The sequence below is a fragment of the Mesorhizobium kowhaii genome (assembly GCF_042431665.1).
Lineage (GTDB): Bacteria > Pseudomonadota > Alphaproteobacteria > Rhizobiales > Rhizobiaceae > Mesorhizobium > Mesorhizobium kowhaii.
In genome coordinates, this window is sequence record NZ_JBHLYT010000005.1 from 365,002 (window position 1) to 378,660 (window position 13,659).

Sequence of the window (13,659 nt, forward strand, 5' to 3'; positions counted from 1 at the left end):
CGAAAGGCCTGCTTGGACAACGGCCGATATCAGACCGTTGCCTTTGCCTTGCTGCGCACTTCCGACTTTTCCAGATAGTAGGTCGAGTATTTATCGAAGAATTTCTCGGAGCCGCCGAACGATCCATATTTGGCCAGCTTCTTCAGATCGACCTTGTTCAGCACCGCCCCGATGATCTTGTTGGCGACATAGGGTTCGGATTCCAGCATCGACCTCACCATCGCGCGGGGCGTGCGGCCCCATTCGGTGACGAGCACAAAACCGTCGACCAGCGGCGCGAAAGCCTTGGCATCGACCACCGGTCCGAGCGGCGGCAGATCGACGACGATGTATTCGAACGTCTCCTTGGCGTTGTCGATGAAGCGCCGCATCCCGGCCGAGGAGAGAAGTTCGCTGGTGTGCGAGAAGTAACCGCGCAGCACGGCCGGGATGATTGCCAGCTTCGTCTGCCGGTCGATCTTGCCGACGGACTGCCAGGTCTGGCCGTTGACCACGGCTTCCATCAAGCCTTGCTCGCATTCCATGCCAAGGCCGCGGCTGAGGCCGGGGTTGCGCAGGTCGCCGTCGATCAGCAGCGTCTTGGCGCCGTTGGCGGCAAGCAATCCGGCGAGATTTGCCGCGACCGTCGACTTGCCCTCGCCGGGAAGCACCGAGATGATGCCGATGACGCGGCTGCCTTGCCCTTCCATCACGACGTCGAAGGCGATCTTGGCGCTGCGCAGCGTTTCGGAGAACATCGACGCAGGCGAATCGATGCTTACCCGCATGCGCGCGCGCTTTTCGGCGGACGACAGCGATTTGGCGGTCTTGGTATCCACCTGGGTCTCGCCCGGCTTTTCTTCCTTGCCGAGCTTGCCGCCGATCGCCGGCAGATAGCCGAGGAATTTCAGGCCGACACGGTCGCGCACCTCCTCGCCGGTCCTGAAGAAACGTTCGTTGAATTCATTCAGGCCGCCGAAGCCGGCGCCCATCAGCGTGCCAAGCACCAACGAAAGGCCAAGCACGATGATCGTGCGCGGGCTTGACGCGGCCATCGGCATCGAGGCGTCCGAGATAATGCGGATCTTGCCGACCGGGAAGGATTGCTGTTGCGCGGCTTCCTCGTAGCGGCCGAGGAATGTCTGATAGAGCGTGGTGAGCGCCGTCGCCTGCTGATCGAGTTCCCGCAGCTTGACTTGCGTCTGGTTGTCGACGGAACTCTTGCCTTGCGCGGCCGCGACATTGGCCCTGAGCGCGGTCTCGCGCGCCAGCGCCACTTCATATTCGTTGCGATAGCTTTCGGTCAGCTGCTTCAGTTCGCCGAAGATCTGCGTCGATATGTCGGCCTTCTCCTTGGCAAGCGCCACCGCCTGCGGATGCTGGGCGCCGAAATTCGCCTCGACGTCCTGCAGCCGCTTGGAGACCGTGAGGTAGCGGGTCTTGAGCGCCGCGATGACCGAGCTGCTCGGCTGGTCGCTTGATATGGCGGCATCCTTGAAAGCGTTGTCGGAACCGCTTTCGACAATCGCCTTGTACTGCTGGTAGCGGGCACTGGCGCGGGCGGTGTCGGCCTGCGCGACGATGAGCTGGGCGTTGAGATCGGAGAGTTGCTTGTCGCTCATCAGCTGGCCATCGCTGTTGGCGGCCAAGCCATGTTCGGCCCTGAATTTCTCGACCGCGAGCGATGCCGCCTGCGAGCTCTCGCGCAATTCCGTCAGCCGACCCTGCAGCCAGACCGCCGCCCGCTCGGTGGCGTCGAAGCTGGCATCGAGCTGATCGGCGAGATAGGCATCGGCATAGGCTTTGGTGATCGCATGGGCCAGGGCTGGATCCGTCGCCTGATACCCAAGGGCGATGACGTAGCTTCGCCCCGTGCGCTCCGCCCGCACCTCGTTCTGCAGCTTGAGGATCGCGTAGTCGCGACTGGACGAGGCGATCAGCGCATCGCGGGTGGCGGGGTCGAGTTTGCTGATGTCACCAACGCCCGGCAAGACAGGGCTGGGGCGAACATACTGGATCAGGCTCCGGACCAGACCGACGCCCTTCGCCAGAGCTGATACGGGCGGATTCATGAAGGCATCGTTCTGGTCGAGCTTCAGCTTGTCGACGACCACGGCGGCAAGCCGCGTCGAGGTCAGGATTTCGATCTGGCTCAGGATGGCCGAATCGGTCTGCATGGTTGTCGACGCCGCCGAGATGTCATCGACGATCTTGTTCAAGCCTTCGTCGATCAGCACGCTTGAGACCGACTGATATTGGGGCGGCGTGGTCTGCAGATAGAGCAGGCCCAGAAAGAGACCGATGATGGCGCACACGGCAACCACCTTGGCTTGCCGTGCGGCCATGCCAAGCAGCCGCTCGATATCGATGAAGTCGTCGCCGTCTCCTGCGTCTGAATTCGGCAATGGCATCCTCTTGTCGAGAGGAAAGTTGGCATAATTCATCTTCGGTCCAATTCTAGAGCCTGTTCCATCCCGATGATCGGGATGGGGATCTATCTCATTGTTTTAGCATGATCTTTTCCGAAAACCGGTAGCCACTTTTCGGGATCATGCCTTGGCTTGCACAGCCGCGAAGATCGGGAGCATTGCGCAACACAAGGCAAGCTTCGTGCCAGACGGCGCGGGAGCTATCGCCCCGCGTCGCCAGCCATCTGAATATGCTCCCGAAACATGGGCATTATGCGGCTTCTTCCTGGCGTTCATGCGACCGGACGAACTCCTGAAGCATCTCGAAAACCGGGCCCTTCATGTCGTCGCGCGCCAGCGCGAAGGCAATGTTGGCCTGGATGAACCCTTCCTTCGAACCGCAGTCGAACATGCGGCCCTTGAAAGGTTGGGCGAAGAACGCTTGATCCCGCGACAGCCGGACCATGGCGTCCGTCAACTGGATCTCGTTGCCGGCGCCGCGCTGCTGATTGCCCAGAAGCGCGAAAATCTCGGGCTGCAGGATGTAGCGGCCGTTGATGTAGAAGTTCGACGGTGCGTTGGCTGGCGCCGGCTTTTCGACCATGGCCGTCACCTCGAAGCCGCCGCCGATATCGGCGCCACGGCCAACGATGCCGTATTTGTTGGTCTCGGTCGGATCGCAGCGCTCTACGGCGATCACGTTGCCGCCGGTTTCAGCATAAAGGTCGACGATCTCGGCCAGGCAGCCGCGGCCGCCGAACGATACCATGTCCGGCAAAAGCAGAGCGAAGGGCTCGTTGCCGATGACTTCGCGCGCGCACCAGACGGCATGGCCGAGGCCTTGCGGCGATTGCTGGCGGATGAAGCTGGTGGCGCCTGCCACCGGCAGCAGGCTTTCCAGCGACTGCAATTGCGCCTTCTTGCCGGTCTGTTCCAGCGTCCCGATCAATTCCGGGTGCAGGTCGAAATAGTCCTCGATCACCGCCTTGTTGCGGCCGGTGACGAACACGATGTGCTCGATGCCCGCCTCGAAGGCCTCGTCCACCGCATATTGCACGACAGGCCTGTCGACGACGGGGAGCATTTCCTTCGGCATCGACTTGGTCGCCGGCAGGAACCGTGTTCCAAGCCCCGCCACCGGTATCACGGCCTTCCTGATTTTCTTCATCGCAAATTCCTTCTGAGGAGATCGACTTCAGTCCATTCACAGGCCACGAAAAACCCCTTCATAAGCCTGCATCTTCACCTCCCCACCCCCACGGCAAACTGCGCCGCTACTCTTCGCAACCGCACGGCGATCGGCATGCCCATATGCCTGACCGCCGCCGGGTCGCTGAGCGCTGTCCGGATCGCCTTGAGCGGGGACCGCGCCTTGATGTGCTGAACCATCGACAGGAACGATGCGGCCTTGCGCAGGCTGCGGCTGCGCCGGGCGAACGCGACTTGCGCGGCCTCGTCCATCGAATGGGTTTGAGCGAACACGGCATCTGCCTTGCGCATCGCTTCGACGTGGTGAAGCTCGAGCACCCGGGAGATGGAGCCGCTGCGGATATGATAGGCATAGCCGATCGTCGGCTCGACCACGCATTTGCCGCCCTTGGCCAACGCATTGGCGAGCAGGATGTAATCTTCGCCGATGCTCAGTTTTTCATCATAGCGAAGCCCGTTTTCATCCAGGAACCGGCGCTGGAAGATCGGCTTGAGGTAGCCGAGATTGAACTTCGATTCGAAAACGACGTTGCCGGCGATGTAGCTGGCCAGCGAGATTTCGCTCAAGTCCTCCAGGTAGCGCGTCGGAAACATCGCGTCCTCGACGACACTGTCCTCGCGAATGACCTGCAAATTGTCGACGGCGATCTCGGCGCCTGCCTTCTCGGCGCGGGCGATCATGGCGGCGATGCGGTCTGGAAAAACGGCGTCGTCGGAATCGAGAACCGCGATCCATCTGCCGCGGGCGACATCGAGCCCGGCATTCCTGGCGCCGCCGGGACCGCGATTGCTGGCCAGCGCGACGACGCGAACGATGTCTTGCGGATAGGCCCACGCCACGTCGAGCGTCGCGTCGCGCGACTTGTCGTCGACGACGATGATTTCGACACTGACGTTTTTCTGCGCGATGGCGCTTGCGATCGCCCGGTCGAGGGTCGTCTCGGCGTTGTAGGCGGCGATGACAAAGCTGACGTCAGGCTGCACGCTTGCCTCCTTCCTGTGGCGAAGGCTGGCCGTAGAGCCGGATTTCGCGGATGCCGACGAGGCCGCTTACGACGCCGACATGCATAATGCCGCGCAGCACGCTGCGGTTCCTTCGAACCGGACTGATGACGACCGGAAGTGCCGAGGCGAAGCAATAGATGGCCTTTGCCGACGCCAGGCCAACCTGCTTGACCAGGCCGATGCCGCGCGAGTTGCGTCCCAGAAGATGCCCGTGCGTCTGTCCGACGCGGAAGCGGCGGCGGCCGAGCCAGTCGAACGCCGCCCTTGAGCGCGGCACCGCCTCATCCACCCAGGCCTCGGGCGAAAAGGCGATGCGGCCGCCCGCTTTGTGCATCTGGTCGAAGAACTCGGTGTCCTCGCCGCCGGTCTGGCCGCGCGCCAGGCTGAAGCGGCGGCCACGCAGGCTGTCCGATCCCATGCGGAGCAGAACGTTGCAAGTGTAGCCGGTCTGGATCTCGCCGCGCACCCAGACGGGCAAGGTCGAGTGAAAATCGCCGCGCCGCATCCAGTCCGGCGCATCCGGGCGATAGCGCGCCCGGACCGGGCCGAGCACGGCGGCCGCGCCGCTCGATTGCGCCATCGCGACGAGCTCGGCGAGCCAGCGCGGCGTGGCCGTCTCGTCATCGTCGATGAAGGCGACGAAATCTGCTGTGCTGGCGTCGAGGCAAGCGTTGCGAGCGATCGAAATGTTGCGCGCCGGGCAATGCTGATAGCGGACCGGCACCGTCAATTCCTGCGCCAGCGCCGTCACCAGGTCCCGGGCGGTCGGCGTGTCGTCATTGTCGGCGACGATGATGCTGATATCGAACCCAGCCGGCATCTCCATGGCGTCGAGCGAGCGCAGCGTGTCGGCCAGTTCCGGCCGCCGGAAGGTGCAGACGCCGATGTCGATGCTGAGCTTCTTGGCCTGCGTCGCCATCACGCCACCCTGCGCCGCGACCCGAGGCCGAGAAGCTGCAGCCAGAAGCCGACCGACCAGCCAAGATGCATGACCATCGCCGAGACGCCGGCAAGCGCGATATCAGCATTGCGCTGGCGGATGGCCGTCCACAGGCCGTAGCCCAGGCACACCGAGGCCCACAGCAGCAGCGGCACCGCCGCCAGCCAGAGCACGAAAGAGAAGGCCGCCAGCAGCACGACCGGAAACACCAGGAGCGGCACCATCTGCCGGACCTTCGGGACGACACGGTGCTTCAGCACATTCTTGGCGCGGCCGCGACCATAGCCGAGATACTGGAAATAGAGGCCGCGGAGCGAGGCGCGCGGGTAATAGATCATCTGCGTCTTGCCGCTCATCCAGATCTTGTAGCCGGCCTGTCTCAGCCTGTAGTCGAGCTCGGCATCCTCGTTGTGGCTGAACGTCTCGTCATAGCCGCCGACAGCCCCGAACGCCGATATCCGGATCAGCGCGTGATGACCGTGGTCGACCCACTCTCCGGCGGAGAGGTGCCGGTGCTTGGAGCCGCCGGTGCCGAGCTTGGAATTCTGTGCCGCCGCGACGGCCTTCTGCACGGTGCCGTTGCCGCTGGTCAGCATCGAAACGACAACCGAATCCGCTCCGGTGGCCAATGCCTCCTCGACCAGCCGGTCACAATAGTCGTCGGGATAGCCGCCATGCGCGTCGATGCGAATGAGATAGTCGGCACCTTCGCCGAAGGTGCCGACGGCGAGGTTGATCGCCGCACTCTGGATGCGCCTTTTGTTGTGAAGCAGGATAACGCGCGGATCCCTGCTTGCGATGTCCTCGACGATGGCCAGCGTGCCGTCGGTGCTGCCGCCATCGGCGACGATGATCCTGGCGCCAAGCCTCGCGGCCGCGGGGCGCAATTGATCGAGCAGCACACCGATATGGGCGGCTTCGTTCAGGCACGGAATAACGATAAGGCTGGATGAGGGTTTTTCAGTCTGCGTCATCGGCTTCAGTCTATCTCCAGCCATCCTATGCCAATGCCTCAGCTGCAAACGAACCCGATACGGCGGTCAGGCTGCGCAGCCGCTCGACAAGCGCCCGGCAATCGCTGCGATCGTAGCTCCAGGTTCTCGGGTTGCGGCCAAGAACACGCGCCTTCAAACTGGCGAAGCGATGCTCATCCATCTTGCCGAGCGTCGCTTCGAGCGCCTTGGGCGAAGCCTCTGGCAAGAGAATGCCGATATCCTGCTTGCTGAGGAACCGCCCGGTTTCGGTGTTGCCCATCGAGATCGGCACCGCGCCGAAGCGGCAACCTTCGTAGAGGCGGTTGGGCAGGAGCCATTCGGAGTTCTGTCCCGCTTCGAAGAAATCGATCGCCCAGGAAAAATGGACTTCGCCGTAGATCGACGCCATGTCCTCCGGATTGCGATAGGGCCCGCCAAACGAGAGCCATGGCTCGGATTCGACGAAAGCATGGAAATCCGGGAATTCGGACAGGGCCGGACGGCCGCGCAGCACGATCTCGAAGCGTCCCTCCATCCGGCGGGAGAAATCGGCCAGCAGTTCGAGCGAGCGGCGGCAGCGCAGCGCGCCGAACCAGCCGATTCGCCATGGCGGTCCGACGGGACTCTCAACCGCCTCAGAACCACCGGGCGCCTCAGGACTGCCGGGCAAAATCGCGGCTGCCTCGAAATACTTGTTCTCGACCAGCTCGATCGGCGCCGCGACCTGGCCGAACGGCTTGAAATAATTGGCGATGAAGGCAGGCGAGCTGGTCACCAGCAGCTTCACGTCCCTGGCCAGAAAGCGTTCGGTGGCGCGCAGCGCCTTGCCCATGACATCGTTGCGAAGCACAAGGCGATGGATGTCGAGGCACTCGTACACGATCGGAACCGATGCACCGAAGGCTGACCTGGCGCGGCGGGCAAGCGCCAGCATTTCCAGGTTGCGCGCGATGATCAGATCGGGCCTTGGCATATCGCCAAGCTTCGAGCCGATCGAAACCGCCGCCTTGGCGATCGTCGCGAGCCGCTGGCCGAATCGCCCGTCACGCGTCGCGCCAAGATCGATCGGCCGCACTCCCTCGATATCCGCGATCGGATTTGTGATGCGACGGAAGCCGGCCAAGGTGACCTCGGCCCCACCTGCCCTGAGCATTATGATCCGCCGGCGCACGGCCGGGTCGGAAACGTCGTGCACAAGGTACAAGACATGCAGCATGAAAACTCGACCGCTGTTGGCCCACCCAAGGAGAGCCTAGTACAGCTCTTGCTGCATCGCAACATTTTTGGCGCGACGATCCACGTTTTCTGTTGCACTGCAAAATTATTGCCGTAGTTTGTCGTTGGCGGCGGTAGTGGATTTTCGGACAATTGGAAATCCGCGCAAAAATCAGGAATCCTGAATTTGGAAGCCAATGCATTCGATCCGCCGGAAGGCTCTCTGCGCAAATCTGTCGGGCGCGGCGCGGTTGTCACGGCCATGGCGCAATCGGTGCGGGTCGCGACACAGATCATATCCGTCATCGTGCTGTCGCGGCTGTTGTCGCCGCAGGATTTCGGCGTCGTGGCGATGTGCGCGCCGGTGCTGGCCTTCATCGCGCTGTTCCAGGATTTCGGCCTGACCCAGGCGACAATCCAGAAAAGCGGCATCCGGCATGAGGAGGTGAACTACCTCTTCTGGATCAATGTGGCCGTCAGCGCGATTCTGGCCTGTGTGCTTGCGGGTGCCGCGCCGCTGGTCGCCGCTTTCTACGGCGAGCCGCGCGTGGCCGGCCTGGTGGCCGCATTCGGACTGCAGATCATGGCCTATGGGCTTGGCGCCCAGCATCTGGCTCTTTTGACGCGCCGCATGCAGTTCGGCTCGCTGGCCATCATCGACGTCGCCAGCGCTGTCGCCGGACTCGCCGTATCGATTGCCTGGACTTTCATCGACCGTTCCTATTGGGCGCTGTTTGCCGGCACGCTGACCGGTGCCGTGCTGCCGACGCTCTGCTATTGGGCAAGCTCGCGCTGGCGTCCCGGCCTGCCGCGCAAGGTCGCCGGAATCAGCGAATTGATCAATTTCGGCGCCGGCATCACCGGCTTCAACTTCGCCAATTTCTTTGCCCGCAACCTCGACAATGTGCTGATCGGCAAATACTGGGGCGAAGCCCAGCTCGGCCTTTATGACCGCGCCTACAAGCTGCTTTTGTTTCCGCTGAGCCAGATCACCAATCCATTGTCGAAGGTGATGGTTCCGGCGCTGTCCAGGCTGAAGGACGAGCCGGACCGCTACCGCAGCGCCTATCTGCGCGTCATGCCGCTGATCCTGCTGGTGGCGCTTCCCGGCGTCGCCTTCGCCACAGCGATGTCGGACGTGCTGATCCCCTTCGTGCTCGGCGAGCAATGGCGCGCGAGCGCCAGCATTTTCCTGGCGCTCGGCTTTGCCGGGCTGCTGCAGCCACTCAACAATCCGGCGGGATGGCTTTTCGTCAGCCAGGGCCGCTCCGGCGATTTCATGCGCTGGGGCATCGTAACGGCCGTGACGTCGGTGGCGGCCTTCGCGCTCGGCCTGCCCTATGGCGCGCTGGGCGTGGCGATCGCCTATGCGATCAGCGAGTATCTGAGGACGCCATTCCTGTGGCTCTATGTCGGCAAGAGCGGTCCGCTGCAGGCGCACCATGTGCTGCGCGCGGCAATGCCGTTCGTGCTTGGCGCCCATCTGGCGCTGGCCGCCATCTGGTTCATCAAGCCGCTGCTGCCGCAGCAGCATGTCATTGGCTTGGCCAGCGGCGCCGTTCTCGCTTACCTGATCACCATCGTCATCGCGTTGGCATTCGCATCCGGCCGCGAAGCCCTGCGCGAGGCCTTGAAGATGCTGCCGGCAAGGCTGCCCGCGGCAACACCACGCGAGGCGCAATAGTTTGCGCGACCTCGACAGGTACGGACATTCACTCCAGGACCAGGTCTGAACCCATGCACTACCGATCGATTTCCGACATGAACGACGCCATTGTCAGGGGCCTGCACCGGCTGCCGCGCGACATCGACCTGGTCGTCGGCGTTCCCAGAAGCGGCGTCCTGGCGGCAACGCTGGTGAGCCTGGCGGCGAACATTCCGATGACCGATCTGGACAGCTTCCTGGCCGGCCGGATCTACACCTCGGGCATCACCAAGCGCCGGGCGGCGCTCGACCGCAAGGTCTCCGAGATGCGCAAGGTGCTGGTGATCGACGACAGCGTCGCCGGCGGCAACGCCATGCGCGACGCACGCTCCCGTATACAGGCTGCCGGCATCAAGGCCGATTTCACCTTTGCCGCGGTGTTCGGCCTGGAGCCGCAGCATCAGGAGACCGACCTCGTCTTCGACGTCGTGCCGCATCCGCGCATGTTCCAGTGGAACTTCATGCATCACAAATTCCTGGCACAATGCTGCGTCGACATTGACGGCGTGCTGTGCCTCGATCCGACAGAAGCGGAAAACGACGATGGCCCGGCCTATGAGAAATTCCTCAGCGAGGCGCGGCCTCTCCATACGGCGACCCACAAGATCGGCTGGCTGGTCACCAGCCGGCTGGAGAAATACCGCGCGCTGACCGAGGCGTGGCTCGACAAGAACGAGATCAAATACGACCAGCTGATCATGCTCGATCTGCCGAGCAAGGCGGAACGGCAGAGGCTTGGCGCGCATGGCAGTTTCAAGGCCGATTTCTACCGCAAATCCGATGCCATCCTGTTCATCGAAAGCGAGCACGAGCAGGCGCTGAGGATCACAGAACTGTCCGGCAAACCGGTGCTGTGCGTCGAAACGCATATGGTCAGCTTTCCCGACGCGCTGTCGCTGCCGGCACTTGGCCAGGCAGCCCGCAACCTGCCGGCGAGGCTGCGGCAGATCAACTCGCAAAAGGGCCGCAAGAGCGCCGCCAAGACCATTGCTCGCGCCCTGCTTGGCGCCCGTGGCTACGAGACGCTGAAGAGCCGGGTCAAACGCCTGGCCTGATCCGCACGCTACGCGGCTTGACGCGAGTTGCTACGCGGCTGGCGCCGCGAGCCGGGCTACGCGGCTTGCCGTGCGCGCTGCTGTATCGCCCTGTCCACTATCGAGAAGAAGGTGATGAACTGGCGATCGGGTTCCAGTTCGGGCCGCCCGGCGAAGCTGCGCGCGAGGCCCGAGAGCCGCTCATATTCCTGGTTGTCGTTCCACAGCCGCCTGACGGCCGCGACCCAGTCGGCGAGCGGAGCATCGTAGTCGAGCACCACGCCGCCTGAGCCGATCGCCTCGGGCAGACCACCACGCCGCGAGCCGACAACCGGGATTCCGCTGCAATGGGCCTCCGACGCGACGCGGCCCCAGGCCTCCTCCCACTTGCTGGGAGCAAGCAGGATCTTGGTGCGGCCATAGACCGTCTTCATGTCGCTGGTGCGGCTCTCCAGCACGACATTGCCCAAAGGTGCGATCGTCTGTTCGATCCGCGCCCGATGATCGTCCTCCAGCTTCCAGCTCTCGACGAACAGGAACGGGATTTCGGGACAGGCGCCGGCAATGCGCACCGCCAGTTCAAAACCCTTTTCCTCATAGGGATTGATCAGTGTGACAAACTGGCCCGTCGTCGGCGTGCTGTAGTGCGCCGGATTGATGGTCGGCGGGATCACCGTCGCCTCGATGCCGAATTCTCGTCTGTAGGTGCGCGCGGTGAATTCCGAATTGGCGATGTAAAGCGCTGAATGCAGCTCGCGCAGGTCGCCGCCCAGTTCATGGAATTCGACATTGCGGAGATAGACCACCAAAGGCACGCCCTCCGCCTGCAGCGCCTTGCCGATCGGAACCGATTTGTGACACTGGACGACGGCCACATCCGGCTTCAGCCTGTCGACGGCAAAGGCCGCCGCTTCCCAGGGAAACCAGGCCCGCACCACCGGATAGCCGGGATAGCTGTCGATGACCGCCGGCTGCCGCAACAGCTTCATCTTGGCGCGCGCCTTGAGGCCGAAGACACCATCGCCGAACAGGGCAGCGAGCACCGCGGCTTCATGGCCATGTTCGATCAGCTGTTCGGCCAGATGGTGCGTGCTCGACTGAACGCCGCCGCTGAACTCCGGTGGATAGCCGCTGCCACCTGCAAAAAGGACTTTCATGGGATCGGGCTCCTTGTCGCATCTCGTATTTCGTTCCGAGGCAACCGGCGCCGCCTCGCTTTCGACGTCAGGCAAGCTTCGGCGGCTCCAGATTGGCGAACGGATTGGTACAGGATTGCCAGCCGGTAAACCGGATCGGGTCATTGGGCGAACTGCGCCATGCGTAGTCCGTCAGCATATGGAATTCGGCGATGACCCAGCGGTCGAAATGGATCAGATCTTCCCGTTTCTCCTGGGGCAGCAGGCGGCGGACGGCGCCCAATTTGAGCTCCTCGACCAACGTGACGGCGTCGCTGAGCTTGTCACTGGGAAATACCCACGGGTTCCTGTTGCGGAACTCCAGCACGAACTGCTGCAGATGCTCGATGCGCATGTTCAGCCTGCCGAGGTATTTTTCGAGTGTGACGCGCACCAGGTCCTCATCGGAAAACGAACTGACGGCGGCAAAGGCGACGCCCGTCGACACCACCCCACCGGCGACGATGGCCAAGGCCGAGCGCCTGGAAATTTCGATCATCCGATGCCCTCCTCTCACGCCATGCGGCTCGCCGCCCTCAGGGAGAGGGCCGCGGCGGTCAGGCTCGGGTTGGCGCAGGAGCAGCTCGGATAGGTGCTGGTGCCGACGACAACCAGGTTTCTCAGCTGGTGGTGGATCATGTCGCTGTCGATCACCGAATCGGCCGGGCCGGAGCCCATCCTCAGCGTGCCCTGGACGTGCGATTCGGTTGGCCGGATGCCACGATCGAAGAGCCTTTCGACCGGCAGCGGAGCCAGAAGGTCAGGCAATTTCTCCAGCGCGCGAGCCATGCCCTTGACCGCGTAGTCCGACGGCGCCTTGAAGCTGACGAAGGCGTTGTCGTCCTCGTCGAGGGTGACGAAATTTTCGTGGTCGAGCAGGTTTTCGGTGACCACGACGAGCGGCAGCGCCTGGCGCAGCCGCCCCTTTTCCGCACGCATCCCGTGCTGCCAGCGGTTCTCGAAATAGACCAGTGCCGCCGCATGCTCCGATCTGTGGGGACCGTCATAGAGGCCGAAGTTCAGGCCGGTGGTGATGGTGCTGCCGTCGAAATTGTCGACCCCGTCGAGATAGACCTCAAAGTTCCAGCCGTAGGATTCGTGCAGGCCTCGGCCGACGAACTCGCCGCCCAGGCCGGACCGCAGCATGATCGCCGCGCTCTGGATAGCATTGGCGCCGAGAATGAAAAGGTCGCCGCTGACCTGGTATTCCTTGCCGTCATGCATGAAATTGACCGAGCGGACCGTGCCGCCGACGTGATCGAGCCGCCGCACCTCCGCACCGAGGCAGACCGAAATGTCGGGATGCTCGAAGACATGCATCAACCCGTTGTTGACGGTGAATTTGGCGTCGACCGGACACAGCCAGCAGCGCAGATTGGCACAGCATGAGGTGCGCTGCGCGGTCGGCACACGCGCCCGAGCCGTCGGCATGACGAAATGCTGGCCGGGCTGCGCCGCCTTCATCATCCGGTCCGGCGTCGACATGCGATGCGGCGGTTGCGGAAACGGCTTCGAGCGAGGCAGCATCGCCGCCATGTCGGGATCGCCCGAGATCGACATGATGTCTTCGGAGTCGCAGTAGAACGGCTCGACGTCGTCATAGCTGATCGGCCAGTCATTGCCGATGCCGTAGGTACTTTTCAACCTGAAGTCGTTGGGATGGAACCTTGGCGTCTGCGCGAACCAGCAATTGGTGCCGCCACCCAGTCCGATGGTGTAATTCCACGGCTTGTCGGAATTGGTCTTGTAGGTCGTCTCGTCATCGATGTCCGTGTTAGCATTCTGCTTGAGCTGCCATTCATGGGTGTTGTGCCGGCCCCATTCGAGCACCAGGACGCGTGCCTTTCGGCGCTTGGCGAACTCGTGCAGGAAGAAGGCCGAACCGAAGCCGGAACCGATCGCGACAAGATCGAAATGATCCCTGGTGATTTGCTCGGGCTTTACGTCCAGCACCATCAACCAAAACTCCTTTTCGCGCCGGGCGCGCCCGCCAGGTTCTGCCTCCGGCTCTTCGC

11 protein-coding genes are annotated in these 13,659 nt (G+C 62.9%); 2 read left to right on the plus strand and 9 right to left on the minus strand.

The features are described from left to right. Positions 1 to 29: 29 nt before the first annotated feature. From ACFFNA_RS05255 to ACFFNA_RS05280, 6 genes are all read right to left on the minus strand, one after another. Positions 30 to 2,423: a succinoglycan biosynthesis protein ExoP gene (locus ACFFNA_RS05255; RefSeq protein WP_378916182.1), complete on the minus strand. Its 2,394-nt coding sequence runs from the start codon at positions 2,421 to 2,423 to the stop codon at positions 30 to 32. 235 nt (positions 2,424 to 2,658) lie between these two features. Further along, positions 2,659 to 3,555 (minus strand): UTP--glucose-1-phosphate uridylyltransferase, encoded by an 897-nt coding sequence (locus ACFFNA_RS05260; protein ID WP_111544857.1) that lies wholly within the window; start codon positions 3,553 to 3,555, stop codon positions 2,659 to 2,661. A 74-nt stretch (positions 3,556 to 3,629) separates the two neighbouring features. After that, entirely contained in the window at positions 3,630 to 4,580 is a 951-nt protein-coding gene (locus tag ACFFNA_RS05265; protein ID WP_378916185.1) for a glycosyltransferase family 2 protein, read from the minus strand. After that, positions 4,570 to 5,520 carry a glycosyltransferase family 2 protein gene (locus ACFFNA_RS05270; protein WP_378916188.1) on the minus strand — a complete coding sequence of 317 codons (951 nt, stop codon included), beginning with the start codon at positions 5,518 to 5,520 and terminating at the stop codon, positions 4,570 to 4,572. Before ACFFNA_RS05270 ends, ACFFNA_RS05265 begins: the two co-directional genes overlap by 11 nt. Further along, positions 5,520 to 6,515: a glycosyltransferase family 2 protein gene (locus tag ACFFNA_RS05275; protein WP_111544860.1), complete on the minus strand. Its 996-nt coding sequence runs from the start codon at positions 6,513 to 6,515 to the stop codon at positions 5,520 to 5,522. The genes ACFFNA_RS05270 and ACFFNA_RS05275 overlap by 1 nt, the downstream gene beginning before the upstream one ends. 25 nt (positions 6,516 to 6,540) lie before the next feature. Further along, positions 6,541 to 7,731: a glycosyltransferase family protein gene (locus ACFFNA_RS05280; RefSeq protein WP_378916192.1), complete on the minus strand. Its 1,191-nt coding sequence runs from the start codon at positions 7,729 to 7,731 to the stop codon at positions 6,541 to 6,543. A gap of 186 nt (positions 7,732 to 7,917) precedes the next feature. On the opposite strand from ACFFNA_RS05280, the gene ACFFNA_RS05285 reads away from it, so the two are divergent. Continuing rightward, the gene (locus ACFFNA_RS05285) at positions 7,918 to 9,414 is read left to right on the plus strand and encodes a lipopolysaccharide biosynthesis protein (RefSeq protein ID WP_378916195.1); all 1,497 of its coding nucleotides are present in this window, start codon (positions 7,918 to 7,920) and stop codon (positions 9,412 to 9,414) included. 53 nt (positions 9,415 to 9,467) lie between these two features. Continuing rightward, entirely contained in the window at positions 9,468 to 10,490 is a 1,023-nt protein-coding gene (locus ACFFNA_RS05290; protein ID WP_378916198.1) for a phosphoribosyltransferase, read from the plus strand. A 56-nt stretch (positions 10,491 to 10,546) separates the two neighbouring features. On the opposite strand, the gene ACFFNA_RS05295 is transcribed toward ACFFNA_RS05290, so the two are convergent. From ACFFNA_RS05295 to ACFFNA_RS05305, 3 genes are all read right to left on the minus strand, one after another. Continuing rightward, complete coding sequence (locus tag ACFFNA_RS05295; RefSeq protein WP_378916201.1) at positions 10,547 to 11,626, minus strand: glycosyltransferase; 1,080 nt, start codon at positions 11,624 to 11,626, stop codon at positions 10,547 to 10,549. A gap of 67 nt (positions 11,627 to 11,693) precedes the next feature. After that, a complete protein-coding gene (locus ACFFNA_RS05300; RefSeq protein WP_378916204.1) occupies positions 11,694 to 12,143 on the minus strand; it encodes a hypothetical protein in 450 nt (149 codons plus the stop codon). A gap of 14 nt (positions 12,144 to 12,157) precedes the next feature. Then, a complete protein-coding gene (locus ACFFNA_RS05305; RefSeq protein WP_378916207.1) occupies positions 12,158 to 13,600 on the minus strand; it encodes a GMC oxidoreductase in 1,443 nt (480 codons plus the stop codon). Positions 13,601 to 13,659 lie beyond the last annotated feature (59 nt).

Coding starts and splice junctions, on each gene's coding strand:
- ACFFNA_RS05255 (WP_378916182.1), bottom strand. CDS start 2,423: ATGAATTATGCCAACTTTCCTCTCGACAAGAGGATGCCATTGCCGAAT.
- ACFFNA_RS05260 (WP_111544857.1), bottom strand. CDS start 3,555: ATGAAGAAAATCAGGAAGGCCGTGATACCGGTGGCGGGGCTTGGAACA.
- ACFFNA_RS05270 (WP_378916188.1), bottom strand. CDS start 5,520: ATGGCGACGCAGGCCAAGAAGCTCAGCATCGACATCGGCGTCTGCACC.
- ACFFNA_RS05275 (WP_111544860.1), bottom strand. CDS start 6,515: ATGACGCAGACTGAAAAACCCTCATCCAGCCTTATCGTTATTCCGTGC.
- ACFFNA_RS05280 (WP_378916192.1), bottom strand. CDS start 7,731: ATGCTGCATGTCTTGTACCTTGTGCACGACGTTTCCGACCCGGCCGTG.
- ACFFNA_RS05290 (WP_378916198.1), top strand. CDS start 9,468: ATGCACTACCGATCGATTTCCGACATGAACGACGCCATTGTCAGGGGC.
- ACFFNA_RS05295 (WP_378916201.1), bottom strand. CDS start 11,626: ATGAAAGTCCTTTTTGCAGGTGGCAGCGGCTATCCACCGGAGTTCAGC.
- ACFFNA_RS05300 (WP_378916204.1), bottom strand. CDS start 12,143: ATGATCGAAATTTCCAGGCGCTCGGCCTTGGCCATCGTCGCCGGTGGG.
- ACFFNA_RS05305 (WP_378916207.1), bottom strand. CDS start 13,600: ATGGTGCTGGACGTAAAGCCCGAGCAAATCACCAGGGATCATTTCGAT.